Consider the following 25856-nt stretch of genomic DNA (forward strand, 5'->3'; position numbering starts at 1 on the left):
CGGGTAGTAATGGGCTCTTACCACCACAAGAACAACAAACGATGACAATCGCCGAACCGGAACAGCAGCAACTGGATCGCTACCGCATAGAGCGCAAGCTCGGCGCCGGTGGTATGGGCCTTGTCTACCTGGCGCGTGACACCAAGTTGCAGCGGCCGGTGGCCATCAAAAAACTGCGCAAGGATACCACCAGCGCCACCGCCGCCCGGCGCATCCAGTCGGAGGCGCAGCTGCTGGCGCGGCTCAACCATCCCAATATCGTGCAGCTCTACGATGTACTGGAAGAGGGTGACGGCGTCGCCCTGGTGATGGAATATGTGGAGGGCTGCACCCTGCGGCAGTGGATGCGGGAGCACAACCCGGGCCTGGCGCAAAAGTTGCAGCTGCTGATCCAGATCTGCCGCGGCCTGGCCCAGGCCCATTCCCTGGGCATAGTCCACCGGGACCTCAAGGCGGACAATGTACTGATCACCAATTTTGGCGTCGCCAAGATCACCGACTTCGGCATCGCCAAATCCCTGCAGGGAGACTCCGACACCCTCACCCGCGAAGACCAGGTGGCCGGCACCCTGGAGGCCATGTCACCGGAGCAGCTGCAGGGCCAGCCACTGGACGCCCGCAGCGACCTGTTCAGCCTCGGCGCCCTGGCCTACCAGTTGCTGTGCGACGCCAAACCCTTTGCCCGGGGCGAAGGGGGCGCCGTGGCCCAGGCACACATAATGGTGAACCAGCCCCATACCCCGCCCCGGGTTGCCTGCCCGGAGCTGCCGGAAGCCCTGGCGGCACTGCTGGACCGGCTGCTGAGCAAGCTGCCCCAGCGGCGGCCGCAATCCGCCACCCAGGTGGCCGAGGCGCTGGCGCTGCTGCAGGCCCAGGGCGCCGATGCCGGCGGCCCGGAATTCTCCGCCACCGTTACCCGGCTGCTGCGCAAACCCCCCAGCCGCCGCCGGCGCCTATTCTTTGGCCTGGGGGTCGCAACTCTGCTGGCCGGCGCCAGTGCCTGGGGCTGGAAGCAGATGAACCAGTTGCAACCCCAGTATATCGCCGTGCTGCCGGTGCAGATCCGGGGCCAGGTCGAGGGCGGCGATAGAACCGAAGCGCTTACCGCTGCTATGGTGCGCCAGGCACTACTGAGTTCCGCCACACAACTGAAAGCCAGTGCCCTGGTCAGCTTTACCCCCAGGGAGGGTCAGGATTTCGATGCCCAGCTGCGCAAGATGCGCGACAAGGGCGTCACCGATGCACTGCTGGCACAGTTACAGTGCGCGCGGCTACACTGCGAAATCGAACTGCAGCGCATAAATCCGACGGACAGTCAGATCAAACAGCAGACCGGGTTTGCCTTTCTGGCGGACAAGCGCCAGGAGGCCCAGTACCGTATCAGCCATAGTGCTACGGCACTGTTTCCCAGCGGCTACCGGCAGGCTCCAGGCGAACGTATGCTGATGTCGGATACGGACTATAAGGACTATTTGAATATTATCGGCCGACTGGAAAGCAAGGAACTGGATGAAACAGATCTAAATACCCTGATTCAGCTCAGCGATAGCTATCCTAAAAACCGCGCCATCTACCGGGGTATTACCGACACGGCCGCACGGCTGTTTGTTTTATCCGGCAACCCCGGCTATCTGGATACTGCTGCCCGGGAACTGGACAATGCCATTGCATTTGGTATTTCCGCAACGGCTATGACAGAACTCAAACTGTTGCTGTATGGCCTGGGAGAGCGGGAGGATCAGTTTGAACTCCTTCTCAAAAAGCTGGAACAGGATAATTTCCCCCTCGCAGCATTGAAAAACAGCCGGGCCAGATTTTTTTTCCGCAAAGGGGATTACGCTTCGGGGCTGGACTATGCACAACAGGCTGCCGCCCTTCATGCCTCGGCGGATAACTTCTATCTGGTAGCCCTAAACCAGATTTCCAGCCGCGATTATGACAGTGCCCGCGCCACACTCAGTCAGTTGACCCAGACCTATCCCGACCACTGGTCCTCCTACTCGGCATTGGGAGTAATAGAGTTGGAAAATGGTAACCTGGATGCAGCTGAGGCGGCTATTACTGCTATTCCCCATCCACTGCGCAGCTGGCGCGCCCGTAAAAACCTGGGGGTCAGCTATTTTCTCGGCGGCCGCTACCAACAGGCATTGGAGGAATTTATCGATGTACTGTCACAGGTGCCCGAAGATGTCTCCACCAGGGTCCATATTGCCGAGTCTTTTTTGATGCTGGGACAAGAGGAAGAGGCCCGACAGGGTTTTGCCGAAGCATTAGCATTAACAGAAGCCGCGCCCGGGCTACGGGAAAGGCGCTACCGGGCCCTGGCCCTGGCCCATCTGGGCCACGAGGCAGAGGCCATCGCCATGGTACATCAACTGGTACAGGAAGCCCCGGAAGATACGGATATCAAATACTTCTCTGCCCAGGTCTATGCTCTCAGTGGCCAGTGGCCTTCGGCCGACTACTATATCCGCCAACTCATTGAACAGGGGATGGGCGCAGCCTGGTTTAACCTGCCAATCTTTAAACCCCTCTGCGCCCGGCCCCAGACGGCCGAAAAAGTTTTGGCCGCCCTCTGTCATTAATTACAAGGGATCAAGTTCCGCGTCCGGGTCCGCCGAGAGCACCAGCTGACCACAGGGGTCCTGGGCCGCCCATTTAAAGGAAAAGCCGCAAGTCTCCTGTGATGGAGCCTTGATACGGATTTTTAGCGTCTGTGGCCTGCCACATACCTTTTCCACTCTTTTGATGCCGGTACTGCCCCCATGGCACTCGCCGCAGATTTCCATCCCGTCGTATTTGTCGTCTTCGGTCATTTGCTTGTCGGCAAATACCAGGTCGGTATCCACCAGCTGTACCACCAGCACCGCCTTGCCGGAGGCCTGGGGACCGCCTTCCTTAACTCCCAGAAACTTCAGCCGCAGTATATCGGCGTCATTGCCGTGGGCGTCCCGCAGCAGCCATTTCTCGCCGTCTCCGCGGGGCTTGAGGGTATAGTTGACCCGCACCTTGCCCTCTTTGGGCACCTCCACCGGTGCCGCCATATCCATTTCCATTACTGTTTCTGTCATGGTCCACTCCCGAAACTCTATCGCCTGTTGTAGCCCCGCCAAGCGCGCGGGGTGCTTTTTATGGTGATTGCACCGACACTGCTTGTAGCTCAAAGCGAGCGGCCTCGCCGCCGGCCATCTGACTGGCAAATCAACAGCGCGATGCAAGGCGGGAAATTTACCACCATCCGGTCACCAGTACGAGTAAATGCCATTACACGGCCTTACAGGTGTCGCCTTGCCAACAGGTGTCGCCTTGCCAGGGGTGGCGGCGGTAAAATATACTTTTTACCCGATGTCACTTGGTTCGACGATACTCCTGACTGGCTCCTGGATAAAAAACTATTTTTACGTCGATCACCAAGCAGAAAAATAGAAAAAAATAGAAAAAAACAGGTGGACCGCCGCGCCGGTTCACCACCAGGAAGCAGGTTGAACGGTTGCCCACACCATTTCCCCATACAATGCGGGCCCTCGCCGCCGACAGGTCGCGGCCACTGCTCGCCGCCACCTCCACGGGGCTGTTACTGCTGGCCATCTGGTCTCTGTGGCTGTTGCGCGCCGATATCACCCTGTATAAAACCAGCGCCAGCGCGCGGCTGGAACAAGACGACAACAGTGTGCAACTGAGCGCCCAGCGGGGGGGCAAAATCCTGGCAGTTGCGGCCCGGCTGGGCGATACACTGGCGGCAGGGGATATAGTGGTGCAACTGGACGCCAGCCCAGCGCAACTGCAGCAGGCCGGGGAAATCCGGATTTCCGCCAGCCTCGACACGGAACTGGAGGCCATACAAAGGGAGCGGCAACTGCTGGACGCTCAGTACCAAAAAGACCATGAGGCCCGGGCAGCGGAGTTGGAACGGCTGCGCCAGCTGCACCGGTTGCAGGAGAGCAACCTGGCCATCCAGACCGACGTCGCCAACCGCTTCCAGAAACTGGCGCAAAAACAGCAGGCGGCGCAGCTGGATTACCTGCGCGCCAAGCGCGACAGGCAGCAGGCGCTGATGACAACCCTGGAGGCCTGGAGCGCAGTGGAGGCGGCCGAAACCCGGCAGCGGCGCGGCGAGCAGGAATACCAGCGCGCCCTGGCCGCCCTGGCCCAGCGCAACAGCCAGATACGGCGGCAGATACAGGAGGCGGATACCCGCCTGCAGCAACACAGTCTGGCGGTGGAGGAACAGCACCTGCGCACGCCCATCGCCGGTACCCTGTCGTCTCTGGCGGAGCTGCGCCCGGGCCAGGTACTGGCGGCGGGCCAGGTGGTGGGCGCCATCCGCGCCGACGGCGGTCTGCGGGTCAGCGCCCTCTATAACCCCGCCGACGCCCTCGGCCATATCCGCCCGGGTCAGTCGGCACGGGTGGAGCTGCAGGGGTTTTCCCGGGCCAGATACGGCCAGATAAGGGCGCGGGTAACCCGCGTCGCCAGCGCTGTGCAGGACGGCCGGATTGCGGTGGAATTGCGCATCGACGATCCGCCGCCGGCGGGGCTGCCGCTGCTGCACGATCTGCCCGCCCGGGTGGAAGTGGCCACCGCCAACATCAGCCCCTGGCAACTGCTATTGCAGCGGGCCGGCCGGCTGCTGGCCCCCCAAGGGGTTGCCGCAGAGGTGGAAACAACCCTGGGGTCGGGCCAGTGAACCCCCAACGTCGCTGGCTGGTACCGGAGGTGGTGCAGACCTCCAATATGGACTGTGGCCCGGCGGCGTTGAAGTGCCTGTTGCAGGGATTTGGTATCAATGCCCACTACGGGCATCTGCGTGACGCCTGCCACACGGACGTAGACGGCACCTCCATCAATACCCTCGAACAGGTGGCGGGGGCACTGGGACTGGACGCGGCGCAGATGGTGGTGCCGGTGGACCATGTGCTGCTGCGGGAGCCCGGTTATCTGCCAGCCCTGGCGGTGACCCGCCTGCCCAACGGCAACACCCATTTTGTGGTGGCCTGGCGCCGCTGGGGCCCCTGGGTGCAGGTGATGGACCCGGCCAGCGGCCGGCGCTGGCCCCGGGCACAGGGGTTTCTGCGCGACCTGCACCGCCACACCCTCAAAGTGTCCCCGGCGGATTGGCGCGCCTGGGCCGGCGGCACCGATTTCACCCACCCTCTGTGCCAGCGTATAAAACACCTGGGCCTCACCAGTGACGACGCCAACGCCCTCTGCCAGCAGTCTCTGGCCCCGGGCGACTGGCTGCCGCTGGCGTTTCTGGATGCCGCCGTGCGTATGCTAGCGGCGCTCCGCCAAGCCGGCGCCATCGCCCGCGGCCGCGAGGCCCAGGGGCTGCTGCTCAGCCTCTCCGACCGCTGCCGCACTGCGCCGGAGCAGGCCATGCAGCTGGTGCCGGAAAGTTTCTGGTGCGCCCGCCCCCACAGTTCCCCTCACCCCTCTTCTCGGGAAGTCCACGAGAGCGAAGGTTTAGCCACAAATCCGGCGTTGCTGGAATTTACCGGCGCTGTACTGCTGCGGGTAAACGGCGTAAAGAAGGCGCCAAAACCGCAATCCGAAACCCTGGCCCGGACCCTGAATACACCGCCGCCGCAACCGCTGCGGGAACTCTGGGGCCTGCTGCGCCAAGACGGTCTGCTGGCGCCAACAGTACTGGTGTTAGCCATGTTCGGCTCGGTGTTCGGTCTTATGGCCGAGGTGCTGCTGTTCCGCGGCCTTATCGATATCCATGGAGAACTGACCGGCGGTGCCCAGCGGCTGGGGGCGGTGGCGCTGACCCTGGGCTTTATGCTGACCCTGCTGCTGGTGCAATACCCGGCCGCCAAGGTGCAACTGGTGTTGGGGCGTCAGTTGGAAAACCGGTTGCGGATGCGTTTTCAGGCCGCGCTGCCGCGTATCCCGCCGCACTTCTTCCACAGCCGCCCGGCCTCGGACACCGGCGAGCGGGGTCACCGCCTGGCGGGCCTGCGGGAAATCCCGGTGCTGGGGGGCAGTATCCTGTTCAAGGCCCTGTCCCTGATGGCCACCGCCGCCGGCATTATCTGGCTGGCCCCCTTCACCGCCCCCCTGGTACTGCTGATGGCCGCCCTGCAGCTGGCCATACCCCTGGCGTTCCAGCCGCTGCTGGGGGACCACCAGATGCGGGTACAGACCCACTCCGGCGCCCTGGCGCGCTTTTATATGGATGCCCTGTTGGGGGTCATTCCCATCCGCACCCACGGCGCCGGCGAGTCGGTGCGCCGCGCCCACGAGCAACTGCTGGCCCAGTGGGCCGGGGCCGGACGCACCAGCCTGGGCCTGCAGATCGGCAGCCAGGCCATACAGCTGATGGTCAACACCACCCTGGCCAGCGCACTGGTGCTGTGGGTGCTGGCGGCCAAGGGAGCGGGCCCGGACCTGTTGCTGCTGGTCTACTGGGTACTGGCGCTGCCGCCTCTGGGGGAGGACATCACCACCCTGTTGCGGGACTACCCGCGCCAGCGCAACACCCTGCTGCGGGCGCTGGAGCCGCTGCAGGCGGCAGAACCTGCGGAGGAAAAAGACGGTCCGGGGCCATCGGCGGCGCCCGATGGAGAAGATGCAATCAATTCTGTGCTGGAGGGCCCGGCGGCACTGCGCTTCGAGCGTGTCTGCGTCAACGCCAGTGGCCGCACCCTACTGCGCGATATCGACCTCGCCATAGGCCCCGGGGAACACCTGGCCATCGTCGGAGAATCCGGCGCCGGCAAGTCCAGCCTCGCCGGGCTGCTGCTGGGCTGGCACAGGCCCGCCAGCGGTCAGTTGCTGCTGCACGGCGAGCCGCTGGAAAAAACCCTGCTGGCGCGCTTTCGCCGCCGCTGCGCCTGGGTGGACCCGGCGGTGCAGCTATGGAACGGGAGCCTGCTGGACAACCTCCACTACGGCAATGACCCCCAGACACCCCTGTATCCACTGCTGCAACAGGCGGAGCTGCTGCAACTGGTGGCGGACCTGCCCGACGGCCTGCAGAACCAACTGGGCGAGGGCGGCGCCCTGGTCAGCGGCGGCGAGGGCCAGCGGGTGCGCCTGGGCCGCGCTCTGGGCAGGGACACGCCCGCCTGCGCCATTCTGGACGAGCCCTTCCGCGGCCTGGATCGCCAGCAGCGCCGCCAACTGCTGGGCCGGGTGCGCCAGCTGTGGCGGCACAGCACCCTGATCTGCATCAGCCACGATATCGCCGAAACCCAGCATTTCGGCCGCGTACTGGTGGTGGCCGACGGTTGTATCGTCGAGGACGGCGCACCGGCTGCCCTGGCCGCGGACCCCGAGTCCCACTATGGGCAATTGCTGAGTGCCGAGCGGCAACTGTGGGCCGACTGCTGGGACAGCCCCGACTGGCGGCACCTGCGTATGGAAAAGGGGCACCTCAGCGAAGTAACCCTGGCGGGGGAGCCAGCCCGTGAACACTGACTGGCTGCGCAGCCTCTGCTGGCCCCGCGACCAGCTGCACCTGGCTCTGGTATCGCTGGGACACCACAGCGGACTGGGGCCCGCCGGGGCCGGTGCAACCCAGGGGCCAGGCGCCCGGGCCGACCTGGATTCCTGGCTGGCAGACACTGCCGCCACCCTGGACCTGCAGGCACAGTGTGTCAGCAGCCGCCTGGACGAACTGGAGCCACTGCTGGCAGGCGCAGCGCCGGCGCTGGTCCGGCTGCGCTTTGGCAGCGAAGAACGCTTTTTGGCCCTATGCCGCGGCGGCCACCGCCGGCTGCAGGTGCTGCGTCCGGATCTCACCATCGGCCGCCTGGCCACCGCGAAGCTGGCGGCGCAACTGGCGGAACCCCTGGTGGCGCCCCAGCGAAAGTCGGTGGAACAGTTGCTGGACGATGCCGGCGTGAGGGGGCGGCGCCGCTGGCGGGCGGCGCGAACACTGTTGCAACAGCGCCTGGGAGGCGAGGCCCTGGATGGCTGTTGGCTGCTGCGTGCTCCCGCCCATCGCCCCTTTCGGCAGCAGCTGAGACGGCACGGCCTCTACCGGCGCGGCGCCGCGCTGCTGGGCTGTCACACATTGCAGGTGAGCCTGTTCCTGGCCAGCTGGTGGGTGATTGGCCGCGCTTTGCTGAGCGGCCATGGGGACAGCGGCTGGCTGGCGGCCTGGGTGCTGCTGCTGGTCTCCCAGGTTCCCCTGGCGCTGCTGGCGACACGCCTGCAGGGCGACATCGCCATCGACCTGGGCGCGCTGCTCAAGACCAGGCTCCTGGCCAGTGCCCTGCGCATGGCCCCCGGCAAGGTCCGTCACCTGGGCTCGGGACAGGTGCTGAGCCGCGTCTTCGACGCCGAACATATAGAGGCGGACACACTGCACGGCGGTTTCCTGCTGCTGCTGGGCACGGTGGAGCTGGCGCTGGCAGTGCCGGTATTGCTGCTGGGTGCGGGCGGTACCCTGCAGTTGCTGGCGCTGCCGCTGTTTTTGCTGCTGGCCTTTGTGCTGGGCCGCCGCCAATATCGCCGGCGGCGCCAGTGGACCGCCCGGCGCCTGGCGCTGACCCACGGCCTGATCGAAAAAATGACCGGCCACCGCACCCGCCTGGCGCAGCAGGCACCAACCCAGTGGCACAGGGGCGAGGACCGGGAACTGGGCGACTATCTGCGCGATTCGGCGGCTATGGACACAGCCACAGCGCAACTGGTGGCGCTGTTGCCCCGGGCCTGGCTGTTGCTGGGTATCGCCGGGCTGGCACCGGCGTTTGTGGCCGGCGGCGGCGGTGCCTCCACCGCCATTGCCCTGGGCGGGGTACTGCTGGGCTACCGCGCCGCGGTCAAAGCCGTGTACGGCTATACCAGCGCCGTCAATGCCCTGGTGGCCTGGGAGAAAGTGCGCCAGGTTTTCGCTTTAGCGCCGCCACCCGCCACAGTCGCCCAGTTACCTGCCGCCCGCCGCAGGGACCGCAAGGAAAGTCCACAGCAGCCGCTCTGCTATTTGCGCGACCTGCGCCTGTGCTACCCCGGCAAGCAGCACCCGGCGCTGGCAGGCTGTTCCCTGGTGATAAGGCGCGGCGAGCACCTGCTGCTGCGCGGCGCCTCCGGCTCCGGTAAGTCCACCCTCGCCAACGCCCTTACCGGTACCCAGCCGCCGGACGACGGCCTGCTGCTGGTGCAGGGCTATGACCGCGCCAGCCTGGGCGCAGATGGCTGGCACCGGCTGGTGGCCTCGGCGCCCCAGTTTCACGAGAACCATGTGCTGGCGGAAACGTTTCTGTTCAACCTGTTGCTGGGGGACCAGTGGCCCGCCAGCCGCGACGGCCTGCGGCGCGCCCACACCATCTGCCACCAGTTGGGGCTGACCCCGCTGCTGGAAAAGATGCCGGCGGGCATGTTGCAGACGGTGGGGGAAATGGGCTGGCAGCTGTCCCACGGCGAGCGCAGCCGTTTGTTTATTGCCCGCGCCCTACTGCAGAACGCCGAGCTGCTGGTACTGGATGAAAGCTTTGGGGCATTGGACCCCCGGACGCTGCGCCGGTCGCTGGACTGTGTCAAACAACACGCGAAAACATTGCTGGTAATCGCCCACCCCTGATGGACTTAAGCCGCTAAAAGGAGCCTTCGCAACTGAACAGAGGTAAAGTAAGACAGGGAACCGAATTCGGCACTGCCCCGGCAGCGCCGAACTGTGCGGGCACTGGCCCGCGGAGCCGCCGTCCGGCCCAGGCCGGATATTAACGACAACCAAGAGCAGAGAGGAGAGTCACTATGCTGACCCAGACCGACATCAAAGCCGGGCCGGATGCAGAACTCGATCCGGAATAACCCCGTTCGGCTGACACAAAGCGGCGGCGCAGTTTGTCCGCCGCAATTTCAACCAACCATAAAAAGGAGAAGCGCAAGTGCTGACCCAGACAGACATAAAAGCCGGGCCCGACGCCGAACTCGATCCGCCGGAAGCCTGAAAAACACCAGGGCGACGCAATTTGTCCGCCGCGATTTTAACCAACGATAAAAAGGAGAAGTGCAAATGCTGACCCAGACAGATATCAAAGCCGGACCGGAAGCCGAAATTGATCCAGAATAGATGGATGCAATACCGCGGCGGCGCAGCTTAGCCGTCGTTTTTACTGGCCTGCAGTACATTGATCAAAGGGGTAAACATGAATAAAAAAAGCGGCGGTCAGCTATCCTGACCGCCGCCCGTAAATGATGGTCCCAACCATCGACGGTTACAACAACACTATCAAGAGCGAAAAGGAGCATCCCTGCCCCCACCAGACCTTTCCAAGAAACACGACAAGCGTAGGCTCTGTGGCTGTCGCGTCAGTCCGGTGATCCGGCTTGCGCCGAATGGGGTCCGTACCGCGCCGCTTCACTGGGAATACGGCGGTAGGTCCGTCGGATCCTGCTGGAGAGCACACACCGCGTCTCTCACTGGGGACCAATTTACCGGGACAGGGATTACAGGTCGATCACACGTCATTACACGCTATTACAGCCAATGCTCAGGCCACGGGCCGGGCCGTCCTTGGCCGGTGCCGGGGAAAGAGACACACAGCTATCAGTCGCCGTGGGATGCGATGCAACCCCCCTGTTCATTACGGTTGGTACCACAAAGACAGCACAAAAGTACCAGTTATCCACATCACTCATTGGGGATTCGGCCTATCCTTTGCCAGCGTATCTTTACTTTGTCTCCATTAGTGTCAATATGGTTTAACCTTGCAATCCGTTCGATAATCCCCCCTCGATTGAATTGCCGGGTTTATCAATAAATTGTCGGAATCATAAGAGAAAAAAATTGGGTAGTTAAAATGCTTAAAATAAAATTACCGAGAATAATCTCCGCAATCGCTTTTTCCCTGGTTTCGGCTTCCGCCGCGGCACAGATTTACGACCTGGAAACAGACCTGGGCGATTCCTATTACTATACGGACCATTTTGAAATCACTATCGACAAGCCCGCTGACCGTGTCTGGCCACAGCTGCTGCACATGGGCCAGTGGATGCCCTGGATGGCCGTGGAGGGCGGAGACAGCAAGCCGGTGACCGAAGGTGACCGGGTGAACCTCTATGGCGATGTCACTATTGAAGTGGTGAAGGTAATTCCCCGCAAAATGATTCTGCTGGCCAATCTGCCCCATACCGACAGGGGGGAACAGTCACAGGGCATCGCTATGATTTCCATTGCGGAATCCGACGGCAAGACCCTGGTTTCCCTGTTTATGAACCGGATTTACCACTGGTTTGACGAGGCGGAAAACCCCCAGCGGGCAACGCGGGTATCCGCTGACTTCGCCAGCCAGCGCCAGGCGACGTTTAGGGACAGGTTTCTGGCTAAACTGAAACAGCTGGCGGAAAGCCAGCCGTAAAAGCTGCAGCCCCGGAGCTGGACAGGCCAGGGCTGCGCAGACGGGCTTGCCCAGCCCTTGTGGCCGCCGATTGAACGACCACAGGGCTAAGCCCTAACAGGCTGTTGAAATTCGAAGAATTTCGACGCCTGGTACCGGAATATGGATGTTCCGGCAAAATCGACGACGCCTAAGTCGTTGATTTTGGAAGAAAAGTGAAAATCACATTTTTCGCTTTTCGTGTTTTGAAACAGGCAGGATGCCTTTTTCAACAACCTGCTAAGAGATTTATAGGCCTTCGACGATCCACTGGGAGTGGGACAGATTGGGATCTCCTGTACCCGTCAGATAGGGGCTGCGGTTACCGGAATAAAACCACAAATAGTCGTTCCAGTAAGTATTTTTGATGGTCCACAAGTTACCCGCCGGATTCAACTCGTAGCCGGCCTGACTGGAGGAATTATACAATTTCCCGCGGCCGGAAAAGGTATCGTAACTTAAAAACAAGTCCGCATTCTTCTTTGTGCGAAAGAAAGTTTTATCACTGGCTTCTACCGCGATGAATTCAATCGCCATGCCACTCTCTGAGTAGAGGGTTTCATTGTTAGACAGGCTGCCACGGACAACCAATGGCTCCATATCGATAGAATTTCTGATCACAACGGTATTGCCGGAATCCGCCGGCAGCTGAGGAATACTCCAATTCGCGGGAGTGTTTAACCAGCTCAGAGACTTCCACTGCCAATTGAATGGCATTTGCATATAGGGGTCGTTTAAGTCGCTGTAGCCATCCACAGGCTCGATATTATACAGGCACTGGCGGCGCTGTTGTTCCAGTTCCGCCACTCGTGCCGGTTGGCTGCCAGACTCCACCCCGAGCCCAAGCATACATTCATACTGGGTCATACCAGGACCCGTCTGCTCCGGGGCAAGGACATAGGTCTCGTCCCGATGGGATTCATCCTCATACCAACCCAGCATTTCCGCTTCATCGAAGGACAGCCAGTTGTCCACCAGTGTCTGAGCCTCCTGGGTTGCCACATTCTCCCGCTGCGCATAGGGGGTTGCCATGGTGCGGACAAAAGCCGCCCATAAGTCCTTGCTCGCCTCCATGGCAACCAGGGCTACTGGTTTCATGGAGCTGACTTTGTAGGCACCCCAACCGGCCTCGAGCCGGGTATCCGGATACCAGATAACATCACCACTGGTAAAGTTCACCGCCTTTGTCGCGTCGTGGGTATGCTGCTCTGTGCCTTCAGAGCACAGGTACGCCTTGACCTGGCGGATTTTCTCATAATTGTCATCAGGCAGGCGCACCGTGTGCTCCGGGCTGAAAGAATCCTGGAAAACATGCACCGCACGGCCAAACAAAAAATAGTTGAGATCGACATTGGCATGTGCGGAATAGGCGCCGCCGTCCCATACTTTTGCATCTTTTTGCTCGGCCATCGCCGCGTTGACGAAGTGTGCGACAAACCGCTGCTGGGAGCGAATCGCCGCATCGACACCGCCTTCCCCCCCCACATCGTCGTAACGGCGCATAAAGTGATCCCGCTGAAGCTCAGCCGGTTCTTGCGCAACAGCATTGAAGCAGTCGATTCCACCAACCGTCGCCTTGGCAACATTGAAGCCCCCGGTATCCACCCAGCGTTCACCAACAATGGCCGCATAGATGTAATCGTAGCGAGGCTCAAACTGCGTATTGCTGTTCAGGAAGCCTGTCAGCCGGGTTACCTCATTCTGAGCCAGCTGCAAGTCCGTGTTTTTGGCCAGCCCCTGACTCCAGCCGGAGCGTGGATCATTGGGGTCGGCCGCAATAATGTGTTCCGCGTTCAGGAGTTCCAGCGCGGAGGTTCGCGTCAGCCACTCATGGCCCATTGGAATAGTGCCACCGCCGCCTATTTGCGTGAAGGCTGCCGCACTGTTGGCAACAAGTAGAACTGTTACAAAACTGATCAATCGACTGGTCAACCGAATGGTTGCTGTTCTATGCATTGAAAACCTCAAAAAAACAAAAAAATCCCAAATTTCTATCTGTAGCTTCTATTTATCGCTTCCTGCCGGACGATTATTCACCAGCCAGCTTATTTAATTGCCGGGCAAATAGATTGAAAAGCACTGAATACCTGTGCCTTTACGACCAATGATCGTTGCAGGTTTATATAAAAGGGAATTTAAAACAGACTTTAAATCCAAAATTTCCAGCTATGGAAAATCCGCTGGAACACGACTGCGGGAGTATCACAGCTTTAGTGAGCCCTTTCAGCTAATCAATTCAAGCAATTGCGGTGACCCCTGTCACAATCTTACGCCTGAACTTGATACGCTACCCTGGGGGAAGGAGCAACCTTAACTATGGCTGGGGGTTGGACATCCCGGGTGCGGCCAATCATATAGCGTGTTAGCATGGTCCGATGCGCTGAATTCCCATAACGCCAATCAGGCTGCCTGGCGTAAATCGGGGCGGTCTAACACCGGGGGGTGGTTGGATTTACCCGAAAACACACTCATTGGCGACAGTGGTCTTTAATATCTGACACCCCGGGGCCTGTTTACACCACCCCGGCGATACCGACCCGGATCGCCGCGGCGGTTCAAAGGACTCCACCCACTGGAATGCCGAGATGCGCCGTTTCCTGGCACTGATCCTAGCCTACCTTTTCCTGGCCCTGGCGCTGGTGGGGATTCTGGTTCCCGGCCTGCCGACAGTGCCCTTTCTGCTGTTAACCGCCTGGTTTGCCGCCAAGGGCTCGGAGCGACTGCATCGCTGGCTCTATGCGCACCCCCATCTGGGCAAACTGCTGATCGACTGGGAACAGCAGGGTGCCATCTCCAGAGGTGCCAAACTGCTGGCGGTCATCATGCTGGTGGTCAGCTGGACAATCCTTTATCACCGCCTGGAAAACGCCTGGGTGCTGGCGGGCATAGCCCTGCTGTTTGTGGCGGTGGCCGGCTACCTGGTCAGCAGGCCGGAGCCCGACTCTGACAAGTAAAGGAACCTTTGATTAAAGGGCGACAGCCTGTTGCAAAAACACCTTTGCAACAAACTGCTAAAGAATAATATGCGGGAGATAGCGGCTCATATCCTGGGTCACCAGAGCGCGGTCCTCGCGGATGGAGATACCAGCGGCCCTGTCATCCACCAGCCAGCTGCCCACCAGGGTGTAGTTGTCGCCGAACTTCGGCAGCGGGTGCATACCCTGATACACATAGCCCTCCTGACCGTAGGGCCCGTCGGACAGCGGTTGTACTTCGCCCCCGCGCACTATGGAAATATTGGCTCCCTCCCGGGAGAAAACCGGCTTTTTCACCAGCTCGGAAAAATCGCCGGCCAAGTGCAGCTCGTCCTCGAAAAACGACGGCAGCAGGTTGGGGTGGCCGGGAAACCGCTTCCAAAGCATGGGCAGCAGCGCCTTGTTGGACAGAATCGCTTTCCACGGCGGCTCCAGCCAGCGCACCTGGCTGTTAGGCAACAGGGCGCCGAACTCCTCGCGAAACATAAATTCCCAGGGGTACAGCTTGAACATCCAGGTGATCACCTGATCGCGCAAGTCGCTGAACCGGCCCTGGGCATCCCGGCCTATGTCCTCGATAAAAACAAAATGGTTGGCGATACCCGCCTGGTCGGCACAGTCCTGCAGATACTGGACAGTCCCGCGATCCTCCTCCGTGTCCCTGCAGCAGGCGAAGTGCAACTCCCGGCCGGGGGTCAGGAACTGCAGATCCCGCAGGCGGTTGACCAGCTTTTCCTGCAGGCTGTTGAACTGGTCCGCCTGCAGCGGCAGTGCGCGCCGATCCACATTGTCCTGCAGCCACAGCCACTGCCAGAAACCCGTTTCGTACAGGCTGGTGGGGGTGTCGGCGTTATTTTCATACAGCTTTGCGGGGCCCTGCCCCGAATAGGCGAAGTCGAGGCGGGAATAGAGGCTGGGGTCGCCGTTGTGCCAGGAATCGCGCACAAAATCCCAGTACTGTGCGGGAATACAGAAGCGCTGCAGCAGTGCCTCGTCCTCCAGCACCTGTGTCACCACCTCCAGGCACATCTGGTGAATTTCCTCGGTAGGGTCCTCGATGTCCCGCTCTATCTGCTCCAGGGAAAACTGGTAATAGGCGCTTTCATCCCAGTAGGGCTGGCCGTACATGGTATGGAAATGGAAACCGAACTCCCGCGCCCGCTCCTGCCAGCGCGGGCGCTCCCCAATCGGCAAGCGCAGCACTATTCAGCCGCCCCAACCACCGGAACGGCCACCGGAGCGACCACCGCCCCAGTTGGACTTGGCGGAGGCCACGGCGCCAAAGCCGCCGCGGGAAACGGTCCTGGTGACCTTGGGTTTGGGCTGGGTTGCGCTCTTGTCGACGGTATAGCTGGTTTTGCCATAGCGGCCGATCACCTGACCGTCGGCGGTCATCAGCCGGTCCCGGTAGCGGGAGCCGGAGTAGCGATAAACTGGGTTGTAATAGCCGGAATAGTGGCGTCTGTCGCTGTCCAGCAGCGAGGCCACCATAAAGCCGGTCATCAGGGGCATCCAGACACCGCTGCCGGTTTCCCTGCAGTTGCCAAACTCGGATTCACACTGGGACAAATTGGCGTACTTGGGCCCGGTGCGCTCCGCCTCCGCCAGGGCGCGCTGGTAGGCGGCCTCACACTTGGCCTGATCCAGGCTGGTGTTGTCCACACAGTCCTGCACCGAGGAGACCACCTTTACCTCTTCGTCCGCAGAACAGCCCATCAGTGCGGCGGCCACGCCGATCACCAGGGGGCGCAACACAAAATTTGCCCCCCTGTCCTTGCGCATCCTGGCCAGGTCGATATATCCGGTACGTTTCATGGCCACTCTCCGGTTAGTAACTCATACAGGCGGCGTTGAGCACACCGACGGAAATGGTAGTGGCGGCCAGCATGACACCCGCGCTCAGCTCGCCGTCCTCGATTCGCTCGACGATGCGCGGCATAAAGACGAAGCGGATAATGGCAAAGGCGAGCAGCTGCGCCACCAGTGCCACCAGCGCCCAGGTGGCGAAGTCGACCAGGGAAACCGAATTGCTGGCGGCGCCGGCGACGGCGATGGCAAAACCCAGCACGGCCCCGCCAAACCCGATGGCGGCCGCCACATTCCTGTCCTCGCGGATCAGTTTCCACTCGTCGTGGGGCGTCACCAGTGCGTAGAGAAATTTAAACGCGATCAAAAATACCAGTGACAGGCCAAAATAAGCACCAAAATGCAGGATACCAGTCAGTAAATCATAGGGCTGGTCCATTGGGTTTTCTCCTTGTTATCCGTGAATAGTCAGCTGTGAAGGGGTCAGGGTGATGCCGGTGCTGATCACCAGGCTGCGGCTCAGATATCCGGCCTGCTCCCGCTTCTCTTCGGCGGAGAGAAACAGGGATTCGGTGCGCTGGTCGGACAGGGGCCTTTCGAACAGCATGGTGAACTGGTCCGTAAGCGAATGCTCCCCTTCCCCGTCATAGGTTTTCTCCGCCATGTGCACCGGGTTGTGATAATCGCCGGCGGAAGTCCAGACCCGGCCGTAGGTCCTCTCCCGCAGGCTATAGCTGGCGGCGCCTATCTCGCGCTGCAACAGCCGGTCCCAGGCCTGCTGGCCGGCGACGTCCAGGGTGTCGTAGAAGTGAAACAGTTTTACGTCCACCACATGCTCGTCAGTTTGGCCACCTTCCGCCACCACCTGCAGCCAGGCATCGTCGTCGGTATAGAAGCGGTAAACCCAGGTTCCGTCCAGCTCCACCAGGCCGGCGGCGCGGATGATCTGTGTGGGGGAACAGGACTCGATGGTGAGTTCGTCCAGTATCAGGCGAATGGCGAGGGGGTCCAGTTCGAAGCTGGCCCCCAGGCGCAACCCCATGATTTCCGGCGTTTTCACCGCTGCCGTCCGCTTTCCCTTCAGCTTGTCGATCAGTCCGGTAAACATTGACCAACACCTTCCTCTACCTGGGTTTTTATGTCAAAACACTGTTTTTCATCCAGCCTCTGGGCGGCAATGTAATACAGCATGTCCCCTTTGCCCACCCTCGCAGTCAGCGCAGGGTTTACGTCGATCTTCACTTGGTCCGGACGGCGCACGGCGATCAGCGTGGCGGACAGATCCCGTTTGAAACGATCGAACAGGGCGGCAATCGGCAGCGGCTCCTCGCCGCGGTACTCCACACTGTACTGGGTCATGCCGTAAGTGCTGTCCAGCAGCTGCCGGTGCAAACGGGCGGAGCCCGGGTCCAGGGAGGATTTGGCCAGCAGCTCCACCGCTACCGAGGGAATACACTCGATATTGGGACAGTGGGCGCGCAGTAATTCGCCCACATTTTCATCCTGGAAATAGGCGGTCTTGTGGCTGCGGGGACTCAGTTTGTCGCAGAACAGGGCGGTGGTCAGGGTGACGTCGTCGAGGGGGTTGTCGATGATAATGCGCGCCGCATCGGCCAGCCCGGCGCGCTGCATCCCCTCTATGTGGGAAAAGGATTCCACCCGCACAAAGTCGATTTTGCCGGGCATGGGGTTTTCGATATCGGCTTCCACGCACAGCACTATCTCCGCTGCGGCGCCGTTGGTTTTGGACCGCAACAGCTCGATCAGGCGCAGGGTTCGCGTGCCATTCCAGCCGATAATAACCGTGTGATTCTTGTGATCTGTCATACGCAAACCTCTCTTTCCCCGCTGCGCAAACTCCGACACCGCGAAGCCCACCTGGGTAATTACCATGGCAAAGAGACTCAGGCCGAGGGGTATCACCCAGGCCACCACCACCAGCTTGCCCGCCGGCGTCACCGGTGAGAGATCGCCGTAACCTACTGTGGAGGCGGTGACCACCAGCCAGTAGATAAAATTGCCGGGAGCGGTCAGGTCGCTTTCCCCCACGGCACTCAGCAACAGGTAACAGCTCGCCACATAGCCGGCCACCGCGAAGATCACGGTACTGGCACTGGCCTTAATAAAAAGCGACGCCAGAAGGCGTCGCACTCGATATAACAGCATCCTAAGCTTTTTCGCGACTTGCCAGCAGCTGCGCCAGTTTGTCGCTACCGCTTACCTGGCCACCGGGCTGGATACCCGCGGCCTTGAGCCTGGCATCCAGGCTGGAGCCACTCTCTTCCGAGGCCAGCTCCTCCGCCGCCTCCAGTTCTGCGGCGCGCTGCTGCTGCCGGTCCTTGATGCGGTCGAGACTGTCCAGGGCGGTCTTGACCCTGCTGTTGGCCCCCATATGGCGGGAGGACACCGCCACCTGCGCCTTCTGCACCGATTCCGTAGCCTTGATCTGGTCGATCTGCTGCTCCATGCGGCGCACATTGGTCTTGGCCTTGGCAATATTGGCTTTCAGTGAGCGCTCGGAGTTGAGGAAACCCTCCAACAGGCTTTTTTCCGTTTCCAGCTGGGTCTCCAGTTCGGTGACCCGCTCGGCACACTCCAGGGCCAGGTTGTTGTCGCCCTTCTCGCTGGCGCTGATGGCGTGCGCACTGTAGGTATCGATGTCCGTCTGCAGCGACTTCACTTTGTTCTCGACCAGCTTGCGCTTGGCCATAATCTTGGTCAGATTCTCGTCACAGGCTTTCAATTCGCTTTTCGCCTCGCGCAGTTCCTGGTCCAGGATACGAATGGACTGGCTGTCCGCCACTGCTTCCGCCCCTTCGTTGACGGCACCCTTCAGAGCGGTCCAGATTTTACTCAGGCTCATGCCACACCCTCCATTTCAAAATGATCCGCGTACAAGTCGAGAAAATCCCCCACATTGGAAAACAGGGTCTCTATCTCCTCGATCACCACCTGGTCCCGGCTGGAAACGGACAGAGCACCGAAGGCAACGTAATACTTCTCGCCGCCGATATTCCTGATGGCGATGGCCGTCAGGGGCACCAGCTGGTGCGTCTGCAAGACCATCTCATTGAGTGCCGCCACATCCTCCACCTGATCGACGGCAAACAGGATGCTCTCCACCACTATCTGCTGTTCGCCCACATAGATGAAGGCATCGATGCCCTCATCGTTGGAGATGCTGAGGCAGTCCCCCTCGGGCTCCACCACCCAGCCAGGATGGTTTTCCGCCAACTGGCGCAGATTGTCATTGTTCCAGGTCATTTAAACTCCCTCACTGTGGAATATTGGTCACAATATATCGCATCGAAAAAATGCCGGTCAATAACTTATTTCAAATTTATGTTGCAAATAATACACATAAAGATAGTATTTTCCCCATTTGCAGCATCAGTCGTAATGGAGTAGCGCCTATGGACCACAAGCAAAGCCTCGACAACCGACAGGCACTGGCTCCATACAAACAGGCCATAGCGCGCTATGTGCGTGCCTCTATGGCCCTGCGGGGTATGCGCTATGGGGATCTGGCCCTGGCCCTGGCCGGGAAAGGCATCGCAATCACGACGGAAAACCTGCGCAGCAAAGTGAGCAAGTGCATGTTTTCGGCGGATCTGCTGGCGGCCATCATCGATACCCTATCGGTGGAGGACAGTGCCATGGCGGAAATCCTCAAACAGGCGCGGGAACTACAGGACCGGGAGCGCAGCCCCGGATCAACGGGAAGTTAGCGCCTGCTCACGCAAGATGCAATGACCACAGTGAACCCCCTCACCGACTGGCCTCAGAGCCCCGGGTGACGGCGCAGCACCCGGGCGAACCAGCCGCCCCGCAGGGCGCGGGGATTACTGCTTTGGGACTCGCGGTGGCAGACACCGCGGTGGTGGCGGTAACCCGCCGGCAGATAGGCGTCCAGGTGCCCGCCCACCGAGTGGACATAGTTGCGCAGCAGATTGGTCCAGATCTCCAGGATCTTGCTGCGCATTCCCGCCGGCCCCTCCATAGCCATAAATGCCTGGTGGGAATAGCGTTCAAAGGCGGCTGTTTCCACGAAGTACAGGCCGTTGGGCAGGCGCCCCAGTGTCCAGGAGCGCCGGCCGGCGAGGAAGTGGCGGCGATTGATATCCACCGCTATGCGGCCGAACAGGGTGCCGATACCCGGCGCGCCGACCACACTGCCGCTGTGTGCCGCGGCTTCCAGCAGCTCGTACCACTGCCGCTCCAGGGTGGTGGCGACGAAGTTGTAGCGTTTTTTGTCCATCGCCACCCAGTCGTCGCGCAGGTTGCCGACGAATTCATTCAGGGTGAACTTCACCGTCCGCTTGCCGTTAAAGCGACAGTTGGAAAATTCAGCCCGCGCCAGGTTGCCCGGGGAAAAAACTGCGGGAAACCGCCTGAAGAGACGGTCGCAGGCGGTGTTGAGATCGAACCCGGCCGGCGGGCGGAAAAATGCGATGTGGGTGTTGATATGATAGGGCCCGACCCCGTCCCGGCCCGGCTGCTGTTCGCGGAAACTACAGCGGTTGATGCCCGGAATCGGCCACAGCACCGTCTCAGCGTCATCCACCTCCTCCAGGATTTCTTCCCCCTGCGGCCACAGCAGGTCTTCGGTTTCCAGGGCGGCGGGCGGAAAGCCCGCGTGGGCCTGCGCCGGCCCTGTGTGGGCTGCGCAATTGGCACAAATACTGGACTCGGACATGGTTGTTTCCTCAATCTGATCGACCCGACCGGCCGGGGCCGGCGGACACCCTATTTGGTGGTCGCGCCGCATCCCCGACAGGTCAAAACCCGATGGCCCGGCTGACCTCGGGGGCAGCCGCCGGCCGGCAAAGTGCGGCCAGGTAGTGTTGAATACGGGCGATGGCAGCGGGGCTATTGGCCAGGCCGCCGTGATCCACACTGCGCAGATCCTCGCGCACCAGGGACGAAGTGCGGCTGGCGGCGGCACTGCCGGAAAACACCGGCACTGTGCCGTCACCGCGGTTGGCGACCGCCGAACCGTGACGGCGCAAATTGCCGCTGCGATCGATGCGAAAATGGGTTTCGGTGGGCAGCTGGCTGGAGTACAAAACCACGGACTGGGCCGGCACATAGCTGCCCAGCCCCCGGTCCAGACCGTCGCGCATACGCAGCAGGGCCGGGTCCCCGTCGATACCCGTGACACGATTGCGATACACCCGCGCCGGATCTGCCGCGTTGGTGAGACCGGCCCTGCGGTGGTCGAACTGCAGCCAGCCGGGGTTGGCACTGCAAAATGCCCGCGTCGGCAGCAGCTCGTAGGCCGAGGGAATACGGCGCGCCAGGCTCGCCAGGGCGCGGCCGGCGAAGGCCCCCACCGCACCCTCGGTGGTTTCGTCCAGCTGGATATCCGACAGCAGTTCACTGCTGTCGGCCTCCACCAGTGACTGGCGCAGTACCCGATAGGCCTTGGAAGCACCGTGCACAGGGCTGCCCAGCAGGATCAGGCGGGCGACCACATCGCTGCCGGGCCGCCCGCCGATGCGGGAGAAACGGCAGAAGAGCCTCGACACCAGTCCCCCCATGCTGTGCGCCACCAGCACCACCCGCCGCGCCCCTGTCTCGCGCAAAGCCCGCTCCACCACCAGGCGCAGCCGGCGGGCCGAGTCGATATTGGACTGGCGCCAGTCATAGCCGGCGCAATAGAGTTTTACCCTGCCGCCACAGGTGGCGGCGAACCGGGGGCCCGACAGTGCGGTCACCAGGTTGCCGTAACCCCGGTCCCATACCAGGTTGCCGCCATTGACCACCCCGCGGTGACGCAGCAGCCGCTCCACCGCCGGTTTCGCCCTGGGGTTAGGCCTGGCCGCATTGCGCATATCCCGCAGTTGCAGCAGGCCGCGGCCATTGTCGAAGGTCCACCCTTCATCCGGATCCCAAATAGAGCGACCGGTGCTGTTCACCAGCCTTGTGCCGAGTATCCCCGGCACTATGATCACAGGCGTGGTCATCCCTGTATCTCCTCATGGTTAACCCATCCGTCGGCCGCGGATAGGTGGAATATTGCGTCACCCTTGACTCTGGCTCCGGTGGAATAACGCCGCTGCGCCCGGCGCACCCCCGCGCCGGGATAGGGCACCTCCACCAGGTCCAGCAACAGTTCGCCCCTGTCCCCGGCGCTGTGCAGGGATGTGATCAGGCCCGCGTAGTGGATGCCCTCGGCAGGGCGCCGGCGCAACAGCACATCGCCGGCCCGCGGCAGGCCGCTGCGCGGCAGCAGCCGCGGGCGCTGCGCATCCGCGTGGGCTTCACTCTGATCGTCGCTGCGCCGCAGTTGTCGCAGAATCAGTTCGGCTACATCCAGCAGCAGACTCTCTGAATCGATCTGGGGGTGGCGTTCGGGTATCTGTTGCCAGGCGCTGAGCAGCTGCCCATGGCTCCCCGACCCCTGGCCCGACCCGGGTGCCGCTTCCAGCAGGTCACTGACTTCCCTCTGCCAGCCCGGGTCCACCGAGGCCTCGGGCGAAGCCTGTTCAGAGCCGTCCGCGCGGCGCCGCTGCTCCGCGGCAGCCACCGCCGCCGCCACATCGAGCCGGCCAAAACCGAGGCGGTGGATTTCCGCCGGGCCAGTCAGCTGATCGCCCTCCGGCCGCGCCAGAGAGGCAAACAACAGGGCCCGGGTCTCGGTGATCGGGAGGGGTCGCGCGGCGGCCTCGAACATCAGGGCAATAGTGCCGGCCACATGGGGCGCTGCCATACTGGTGCCGCTCTTGCGGGTGTTGCGCAGGCCGGGCGCCTCCCCCGGCGGAGTCGATTGCGCAGCCAGAATACCCACGCCGGGAGCGGTGACCTCCGGCTTGGGGCGTCCGTCGCGGGTGGGCCCGGCGCTTGAAAAATGGCCCATGGGGCGGGATTCCCGGTGGGCATCGAAGGCCCCCACGGTAATGGAGTAGAGCCCGTTGCAGAGTGTGCCGGTGGTGTGGGTGCCGGTGCGGTCGTCGGCGAGAAAACGCGGTCGCGGGCCCTTTTCCCGCTCTATCCAGGCGTGGAAGCGCCCGTCGGTCACAGCGTCACCCACCAGCCGGATCTTCCAGTGGCCCCCGGGGGCGAAGCGGTGGATAAACAAATCGATATGCCGGTCGCCGTTGGCCCGGGACCGCGCCCGGTGGTAGACGCGCCCGACACGGCTGCCCTCCAGCTCCAGGGAGGCCTCCCGGCCCGGCAGCACCCGCGCCAGCAACCTGTCCCCGGGGGCATAGATTTCGGCGCTGAAACTGTCACCCGCAGCGTAGTAAATCTCCACCTCGCTGCTGGAGTGGTCGTGGTGCGGCACCTGAAAGTCCAGCCAGTGTTCTCCGTCCTGGCTCAGGCGCGCGGAGGCGTGTGCCCGCGCGGCGAAGTAGTTGCCCGCACTGTTGACGATGGCCCGGCCATCCCTCATCCACACGGCCCGGTCGATACCCCGCTCCACCAGGGTGCTGCCGTCGTGGGGTCCACCGTGGGCACCGACACTCATGTTAATCACAAAGGGGCGATCCCCGGCCAGGGTCTGAACGAAGTCGATGGCCTCCAGCAGCGAGGCGGAATCACCCAGGTTTTGTGTGCCCAGTACGTCCGCTGTGCGCGATAAATGCACGAATACCAGCTCCGCCTCCGGCGCCACCCCGCCGGGTCCGCCGCCGCGGCCGTTGCCGGCGGCGATATCGAGCACATGGGTACCGTGGCTGCCGCGCCAGCGCCCGCCGCGACCGCGGGAGTCGGCATCGCCGGGGTGATAGTCCAGCTGTGCGAAGGGGTCTTCGCCGTTCAGGGCCTCGTCGATGGCCTGGCGGGAGAAAATACGCCCATAGCCCCAGCGGTTTGCCGGCGCCCCGGGGCTGGCTGAAGCACTGGCGGCGGGGCGGTGACGCTGATCCCACAGGGCGAGCAGGCGCGTTTGCCCCGACTCGTCGCGAAACGCCGGGGAAGTAAAATCCACCCCCCAGTCCAGTACACCGACAACCACCCCCCGGCCGCCGTAAGTCAGTCCTTCGGGGCGGCGCAGATCGCCGCCGCCGGCTGGCTCCTGCGTGTCCTCTTGCGGCCAGTCCGGGGGCCGCTGCTCGATCACCGGGCGGGATATCTCGGCCCAGCTCACCTCCGGCAGGGCCAGCAGGGCTTCGAGCCCTTCCCGCTTCACCCGCAGAGTGGCGATGTCGCCAAAGCGGCTGACGATACGGGCGCGACCGAGAAACCCGGCCGGCAGCTCCCAGTTCTCCGCCAGTTGCGCCACCAACGCCAACTCGCCTTCACCGCTGTCGGCGATGGCTTCGGCAAGCGCTGGGTCCCGGTCGGCGGCCCCTGTCATGGGTTCGCTCACTTACTTTGCCTTGGCCTTTTCAGACCTGGCACATTCCTCCCGCAGCTTCTGTAGCGCCGTTTCCAGTTGTTCGACGCGGCTCTCGAGCTCGGCGTCGCTGTCCGGGGCCTCCGGCACCAGATTGATCAGGCGCTCCCGCACTCCTTCCCGCGGTGCCTTGCGCAACAACTGAAAGTCGATGGCCGCCACCCAGTTGAGGGCCGCGGAGTACATCTGGCTGTCCAGCTTGTCCTTACCCTCGCCGCGAATCCGCGCCATGGCCACGCCCACCAGCCGCGCGTCTGCGTCCACCGCCCGCGCCGCGACCCTCACCACTTCGCCCGGCACCGGCAGGTCGGCGAGTTCAGTCTCCGCCGTTGCGATGGCGCTGGAAAGTTGTTTCAGTTTTTCCAGTGCCGCGCCCTCCAGGGTGGCGCCGACAACATCTTCCGGACTCTCCTCCGCCTGCTGGGAAATCTCCAGCGCCTTGGCCGGATTCAATACGCTGACGGCGGCCGCTATAGCGCGCAAAGTCCGCGACTGCAGGCGGCTCGGCTCGACGAGCCCCAGTTTCGATCGGGACAACCCCAGTGGCAGACGCAACCTGGCCCCGCGGTGGGCGGCCTCGCACCCATTTGTGTCCGAATCCACATTCAGTGGAATATTGATTTTCATAACCGAATTTCCCTGTTGAAAAGTGCACGGCCATTCACCCGGCCAGCAACAACCGGGTGCGCCGTTCCCGCGCTGTTAAGCCGGGCTTTTAGCTGCCTTTTACCAGCCCACCGAGCAATTGCCGGTTGTTCAGCAACAGCGCTATGCCACCCATCAGCGCCGGATTGCCAAGGGCGCCGCTCAAGTCGCCGAACATGCCGGACTTGACCGCACCCTGGAACAGCTGCACCAGATCGATATCCAGGCCGTTGTCGGCGGCGGAGATACTGCGGGCAATTTCCAGTGCTCCGTCGAGCTTTTGCTGCCGGTGCAACTGCCCCAACCGCTTGTTTTGAACCCGGTTGACTCTGGCATTGGCAAGGGAGCGCTTGCGGTTTTGCAGCGAGCGTCTCCGGTTCTGATAGATCAGTTTGTCCTGGTGGCGGTTCTTGCGCTTGAGGGCGACAAGGTCCCGCTTGACGCGCGGATCCGTGCGGTAGCCTTTCTTGCGCGAGCGACGGCGGCGGCGGCGACGGCGACGCTCGGAAAAATCGTCGTCTTCATCGTCGTCGAAATCCTCGTCATCATCTTCCATCAATGCCTCGAAGATATCGTCCAGCTCTTCCTCCTCATCCATCTCGTAGTCGAATGATTCCGGATACAGATCCGATACTTCGGCGTCCGCCTCCAGCGCGCTGTCAAGCAGTTCCTGATTCATAATGTTTCCTCTAAAAAATTGGGGAGCCATGACGCAGCAAGCTCCGGATTCCAAGTGCAAAAGCCTGTTGCCAACCAGGGCCA

The 25856-nt window shown here is 62.0% G+C and carries 21 protein-coding genes; 7 read left to right on the plus strand and 14 right to left on the minus strand.

Translation table 11 applies throughout. The features are described from left to right. Positions 1-41 precede the first annotated feature (41 nt). Entirely contained in the window at positions 42-2585 is a 2544-nt protein-coding gene (locus AB1S50_RS10195) for a protein kinase domain-containing protein (protein ID WP_367150527.1), read from the plus strand. Here AB1S50_RS10195 and AB1S50_RS10200 read toward each other — a convergent pair whose 3' ends face one another. Further along, positions 2586-3071 (minus strand): hypothetical protein, encoded by a 486-nt coding sequence (locus AB1S50_RS10200; protein WP_367150528.1) that lies wholly within the window; start codon positions 3069-3071, stop codon positions 2586-2588. It lies immediately after the preceding gene. A 419-nt stretch (positions 3072-3490) separates the two neighbouring features. Between AB1S50_RS10200 and AB1S50_RS10205 the strand changes: the two genes are divergently transcribed. The 4 genes from AB1S50_RS10205 to AB1S50_RS10220 all read left to right on the plus strand — a co-directional run bounded on the left by AB1S50_RS10205 (position 3491) and on the right by AB1S50_RS10220 (position 11309). Then, a complete protein-coding gene (locus AB1S50_RS10205; RefSeq protein ID WP_367150529.1) occupies positions 3491-4687 on the plus strand; it encodes an HlyD family secretion protein in 1197 nt (398 codons plus the stop codon). Next, positions 4684-7422: an ATP-binding cassette domain-containing protein gene (locus AB1S50_RS10210; RefSeq protein WP_367150530.1), complete on the plus strand. Its 2739-nt coding sequence runs from the start codon at positions 4684-4686 to the stop codon at positions 7420-7422. The genes AB1S50_RS10205 and AB1S50_RS10210 overlap by 4 nt, the downstream gene beginning before the upstream one ends. Continuing rightward, positions 7412-9529, plus strand: a complete 2118-nt coding sequence (locus tag AB1S50_RS10215; protein WP_367150532.1) for an ATP-binding cassette domain-containing protein — start codon at positions 7412-7414, stop codon at positions 9527-9529. Before AB1S50_RS10210 ends, AB1S50_RS10215 begins: the two co-directional genes overlap by 11 nt. A gap of 1222 nt (positions 9530-10751) precedes the next feature. Further along, positions 10752-11309: an SRPBCC family protein gene (locus tag AB1S50_RS10220; protein WP_367150533.1), complete on the plus strand. Its 558-nt coding sequence runs from the start codon at positions 10752-10754 to the stop codon at positions 11307-11309. Positions 11310-11576: 267 nt separating this feature from the next. Here the strand turns inward: AB1S50_RS10220 and AB1S50_RS10225 are convergent, their stop codons facing one another. Next, the gene (locus tag AB1S50_RS10225) at positions 11577-13283 is read right to left on the minus strand and encodes a hypothetical protein (RefSeq protein WP_367150535.1); all 1707 of its coding nucleotides are present in this window, start codon (positions 13281-13283) and stop codon (positions 11577-11579) included. A 629-nt stretch (positions 13284-13912) separates the two neighbouring features. Between AB1S50_RS10225 and AB1S50_RS10230 the strand changes: the two genes are divergently transcribed. Continuing rightward, a complete protein-coding gene (locus AB1S50_RS10230; RefSeq protein WP_367150536.1) occupies positions 13913-14281 on the plus strand; it encodes a YbaN family protein in 369 nt (122 codons plus the stop codon). A 57-nt stretch (positions 14282-14338) separates the two neighbouring features. On the opposite strand, the gene AB1S50_RS10235 is transcribed toward AB1S50_RS10230, so the two are convergent. Genes AB1S50_RS10235 through AB1S50_RS10265 form a run of 7 tightly spaced genes read right to left on the minus strand, consistent with a single transcriptional unit; the run spans position 14339 to position 19372 of the window. Beyond that, positions 14339-15505 carry a glutathionylspermidine synthase family protein gene (locus AB1S50_RS10235; RefSeq protein WP_367150537.1) on the minus strand — a complete coding sequence of 389 codons (1167 nt, stop codon included), beginning with the start codon at positions 15503-15505 and terminating at the stop codon, positions 14339-14341. Between the two features lie 3 nt (positions 15506-15508). After that, entirely contained in the window at positions 15509-16117 is a 609-nt protein-coding gene (locus AB1S50_RS10240) for a DUF1190 domain-containing protein (protein WP_367150539.1), read from the minus strand. Between the two features lie 13 nt (positions 16118-16130). Next, on the minus strand, positions 16131-16547 hold the full coding sequence (locus AB1S50_RS10245; RefSeq protein ID WP_367150541.1) for a DUF350 domain-containing protein: 417 nt from the start codon (positions 16545-16547) through the stop codon (positions 16131-16133). A 15-nt stretch (positions 16548-16562) separates the two neighbouring features. Beyond that, a complete protein-coding gene (locus AB1S50_RS10250) occupies positions 16563-17216 on the minus strand; it encodes a YjfK family protein (protein WP_367150542.1) in 654 nt (217 codons plus the stop codon). Next, positions 17201-18259, minus strand: a complete 1059-nt coding sequence (locus AB1S50_RS10255; protein WP_367150543.1) for a potassium channel family protein — start codon at positions 18257-18259, stop codon at positions 17201-17203. The genes AB1S50_RS10250 and AB1S50_RS10255 overlap by 16 nt, the downstream gene beginning before the upstream one ends. Before the next feature lie 16 nt (positions 18260-18275). Further along, positions 18276-18971 (minus strand): PspA/IM30 family protein, encoded by a 696-nt coding sequence (locus tag AB1S50_RS10260; RefSeq protein WP_367150544.1) that lies wholly within the window; start codon positions 18969-18971, stop codon positions 18276-18278. Continuing rightward, positions 18968-19372, minus strand: coding sequence for a DUF2170 family protein (locus AB1S50_RS10265; RefSeq protein WP_367150545.1), 405 nt, complete (start codon positions 19370-19372; stop codon positions 18968-18970). The genes AB1S50_RS10260 and AB1S50_RS10265 overlap by 4 nt, the downstream gene beginning before the upstream one ends. A 149-nt stretch (positions 19373-19521) precedes the next feature. Between AB1S50_RS10265 and AB1S50_RS10270 the strand changes: the two genes are divergently transcribed. Beyond that, positions 19522-19836 carry a DUF6471 domain-containing protein gene (locus AB1S50_RS10270; RefSeq protein ID WP_367150546.1) on the plus strand — a complete coding sequence of 105 codons (315 nt, stop codon included), beginning with the start codon at positions 19522-19524 and terminating at the stop codon, positions 19834-19836. 53 nt (positions 19837-19889) lie between these two features. Here AB1S50_RS10270 and AB1S50_RS10275 read toward each other — a convergent pair whose 3' ends face one another. The 5 genes from AB1S50_RS10275 to AB1S50_RS10295 all read right to left on the minus strand — a co-directional run bounded on the left by AB1S50_RS10275 (position 19890) and on the right by AB1S50_RS10295 (position 25773). Next, positions 19890-20804 (minus strand): hypothetical protein, encoded by a 915-nt coding sequence (locus tag AB1S50_RS10275; RefSeq protein WP_367150547.1) that lies wholly within the window; start codon positions 20802-20804, stop codon positions 19890-19892. Positions 20805-20886: 82 nt separating this feature from the next. Then, positions 20887-22074, minus strand: a complete 1188-nt coding sequence (locus tag AB1S50_RS10280) for an esterase/lipase family protein (RefSeq protein ID WP_367150548.1) — start codon at positions 22072-22074, stop codon at positions 20887-20889. Further along, positions 22071-24422, minus strand: coding sequence for a S8 family serine peptidase (locus AB1S50_RS10285; RefSeq protein WP_367150549.1), 2352 nt, complete (start codon positions 24420-24422; stop codon positions 22071-22073). Before AB1S50_RS10285 ends, AB1S50_RS10280 begins: the two co-directional genes overlap by 4 nt. Beyond that, positions 24423-25076: a hypothetical protein gene (locus tag AB1S50_RS10290; RefSeq protein ID WP_367150550.1), complete on the minus strand. Its 654-nt coding sequence runs from the start codon at positions 25074-25076 to the stop codon at positions 24423-24425. 88 nt (positions 25077-25164) lie between these two features. Then, a complete protein-coding gene (locus AB1S50_RS10295; protein ID WP_367150551.1) occupies positions 25165-25773 on the minus strand; it encodes a hypothetical protein in 609 nt (202 codons plus the stop codon). Positions 25774-25856: the final 83 nt, after the last annotated feature.

It is taken from the genome of Microbulbifer discodermiae, assembly GCF_040742695.1.
Classification (GTDB): domain Bacteria; phylum Pseudomonadota; class Gammaproteobacteria; order Pseudomonadales; family Cellvibrionaceae; genus Microbulbifer.

Excerpts from the sequence above, each read along its gene's own strand:
- AB1S50_RS10220 (WP_367150533.1), top strand. The coding sequence starts at position 10,752 with ATGCTTAAAATAAAATTACCGAGAATAATCTCCGCAATCGCTTTTTCC.
- AB1S50_RS10245 (WP_367150541.1), bottom strand. The coding sequence starts at position 16,547 with ATGGACCAGCCCTATGATTTACTGACTGGTATCCTGCATTTTGGTGCT.
- AB1S50_RS10225 (WP_367150535.1), bottom strand. The coding sequence starts at position 13,283 with ATGCATAGAACAGCAACCATTCGGTTGACCAGTCGATTGATCAGTTTT.
- AB1S50_RS10270 (WP_367150546.1), top strand. The coding sequence starts at position 19,522 with ATGGACCACAAGCAAAGCCTCGACAACCGACAGGCACTGGCTCCATAC.
- AB1S50_RS10280 (WP_367150548.1), bottom strand. The coding sequence starts at position 22,074 with ATGACCACGCCTGTGATCATAGTGCCGGGGATACTCGGCACAAGGCTG.
- AB1S50_RS10200 (WP_367150528.1), bottom strand. The coding sequence starts at position 3,071 with ATGACAGAAACAGTAATGGAAATGGATATGGCGGCACCGGTGGAGGTG.
- AB1S50_RS10275 (WP_367150547.1), bottom strand. The coding sequence starts at position 20,804 with ATGTCCGAGTCCAGTATTTGTGCCAATTGCGCAGCCCACACAGGGCCG.
- AB1S50_RS10230 (WP_367150536.1), top strand. The coding sequence starts at position 13,913 with ATGCGCCGTTTCCTGGCACTGATCCTAGCCTACCTTTTCCTGGCCCTG.
- AB1S50_RS10195 (WP_367150527.1), top strand. The coding sequence starts at position 42 with ATGACAATCGCCGAACCGGAACAGCAGCAACTGGATCGCTACCGCATA.
- AB1S50_RS10295 (WP_367150551.1), bottom strand. The coding sequence starts at position 25,773 with ATGAATCAGGAACTGCTTGACAGCGCGCTGGAGGCGGACGCCGAAGTA.
- AB1S50_RS10240 (WP_367150539.1), bottom strand. The coding sequence starts at position 16,117 with ATGAAACGTACCGGATATATCGACCTGGCCAGGATGCGCAAGGACAGG.
- AB1S50_RS10250 (WP_367150542.1), bottom strand. The coding sequence starts at position 17,216 with ATGTTTACCGGACTGATCGACAAGCTGAAGGGAAAGCGGACGGCAGCG.
- AB1S50_RS10290 (WP_367150550.1), bottom strand. The coding sequence starts at position 25,076 with ATGAAAATCAATATTCCACTGAATGTGGATTCGGACACAAATGGGTGC.
- AB1S50_RS10260 (WP_367150544.1), bottom strand. The coding sequence starts at position 18,971 with ATGAGCCTGAGTAAAATCTGGACCGCTCTGAAGGGTGCCGTCAACGAA.
- AB1S50_RS10265 (WP_367150545.1), bottom strand. The coding sequence starts at position 19,372 with ATGACCTGGAACAATGACAATCTGCGCCAGTTGGCGGAAAACCATCCT.